This window comes from Pontibacterium sp., assembly GCF_041587635.1.
GTDB lineage: Bacteria > Pseudomonadota > Gammaproteobacteria > Pseudomonadales > Balneatricaceae > Pontibacterium.
The window spans coordinates 1-2207 of record NZ_JBFGYC010000624.1 but is presented as its reverse complement, the minus strand read 5'-3'; the positions used below and the strand labels follow the sequence as shown (position 1 = coordinate 2207).

General features: G+C 50.0%; 2 protein-coding genes. Both read left to right on the top strand.

The window, feature by feature from the left end:
- The coding region (locus ABYW01_RS19930) for a helicase C-terminal domain-containing protein (protein WP_372836163.1) at positions 1 to 674 on the top strand (674 nt) is incomplete at its 5' end.
- Positions 675 to 679: 5 nt separating this feature from the next.
- Positions 680 to 2038: an ATP-dependent RNA helicase RhlB gene (gene rhlB, locus ABYW01_RS19925; RefSeq protein ID WP_372836161.1), complete on the top strand. Its 1359-nt coding sequence runs from the start codon at positions 680 to 682 to the stop codon at positions 2036 to 2038.
- The last annotated feature ends 169 nt before the right edge of the window (positions 2039 to 2207 follow it).

Below are 2207 nucleotides of genomic sequence, written 5' to 3'. Positions count from 1 at the left end.
GCTTCTCGAGGATGAGTGCTGACCTTGGTCTGCCTGATGGGTCCAGCTATGTGCGCTTACAAAGTCCGTTTGATTTTTATAGTTGCGGGGAGCTATACGTGCCTGCAATGAAAACAGATCCTAAGACACCGGATCAGCATACCGAAGAGGTGGCTGAGTATTTGGAAGAGCATCTGCCCAAAATGTCAGCGGTGCTGGTTTTGTTTAGTTCCTGGCGGCAAATGTTTACAGTGCTTGAACGAATACCTGATTCCATTAAGAATAGGGTGCTTGTGCAGGGTGATTTGGCTAAACATGCAATCATCTCCCGCCATAAAAAACAGATTGATAAGGATGAAGCCAGCATAATATTTGGGTTGGCATCGTTTGCAGAAGGGGTTGATCTGCCTGGTTCATACCTGACCGAAGTGATTATTACCAAGCTGCCGTTTGGTGTCCCGGATGATCCGGTTGACGCAACGATGGCAGAGTGGATTGAGATGCAGGGCGGTAATGCATTTGAAGAATGGGCAGTGCCCATGGTGTCTATGCGTCTCACTCAGGCCACGGGTCGCTTGCTTCGAACAGAGCAGGACCGGGGCGTCATTACCTTGTTGGATCGTCGTGTGGTCAGTCGTCGTTACGGACGAAAGCTACTGGATGCGCTGCCGCCATACCGACGCAACTTTGCTTAATACGGATGAATACTTTGAGTATCGAAGAGAAACAGAACGAGACTACTGCCCCGGTTGAAGCGTCAGGATCAGGTGCTGAGAGACCAAAACAGCGTCGTCGCCGTCGGGGTAATAATTCCCGTAATAAGCCGCGTCAGGAGAAAGAGAGCCGTGCTGCGTGGGACGCATCTAAGTATTCCGTGCCTGTGGTTGAAGGCAAAATGCGTTTTCAGGACTTCAACCTGCCGGATGTTGTGCTGCACGCCATTGCTGATCAAGGCTTCGAGTACGCGACAGGTATTCAGGCAGAGACGATCCCAACGGCGTTAGCGGGTAAAGATATCATTGGTAAGGCGCAGACCGGTACTGGTAAGACAGCAGCCTTTCTACTGGGGATTATTACCGACCTGCTGGACTTCCCAATCGAAGAGCGCCGGCGTCTGGCCGAACCGCGTGCATTGATTGTTGCGCCAACCCGTGAGCTTGCAATGCAAATTGCAGCAGACGCGGAAGGTTTGTCCAAACACGCTGACCTTCATGTAGTGTCATTGGTTGGTGGCATGGATTATGACAAGCAGCGTCAGTTGTTGAAGATGAAGCCGGTTGATATTTTAGTGGCGACCCCCGGTCGTTTGCTGGATTTTGTGAATAACAAAGAAGTGGACCTCTGGAACGTGGAGGTCTTGGTTCTGGATGAAGCTGACCGTATGTTGTCTATGGGCTTTATTCCGGACGTTCGCAGTATCATTCGTGCGACACCACGTAAGGGTCAGGATCGGCAGACGCTGCTCTACAGCGCTACGTTTTCGGACGACATTATGAATCTGGCGCGCCAGTGGACACTGGATGCGGTACAGATCGAAATAGAGCCAGAAAAGAAGACCACTGATAACGTTGCGCAGAAAGTCTTTTTAGTTTCCAGCAAAGAGAAGTACAAACTGCTGCGTAACTATATCCGTATCAATAATATCGAAAAAGTTATCGTGTTTGGCAATCGCCGTCATGAGACTCGCTCGTTGTCTGAGCGTTTGCAGAAAGACGGTATTCGTGCGGCACTGATGTCTGGTGAGATCACTCAACAGCGCCGAATTCGTACACTTGAGGACTTCCGTAGTGGGAAGATACAGGTGTTGGTGGCAACGGATGTAGCGGGCCGTGGTATTCATATTGATGGTGTCACTCATGTCATCAACTATCAGCTGCCAGACGATCCTGATGATTATGTACACCGTATCGGGCGTACCGGGCGAGCAGGTGCATCCGGCACCTCTATCTGCTTCGCGTGTGAAGATGACTCGTTCATGATTCCAGAGGTTGAAGCGGAAACCGGCGTCAAGCTGGAGTGTGTTCACCCGGATGAAGACTTGTTAGCTGAGCTGAACTAAACAGGCCTAAGTTAGGGAGAATGGTGTGTCTGAGGATAAACACAATACTTCGAAACTCAGTAATATAATTGCAATTGTTGTCAGTGCGCTTTTTGCTGCTGTTGCAATTGCGGGCTATCAGCGTACAAATGACATCAAACAGCTGATGCTGTTTATGGCGTTGGCTGTT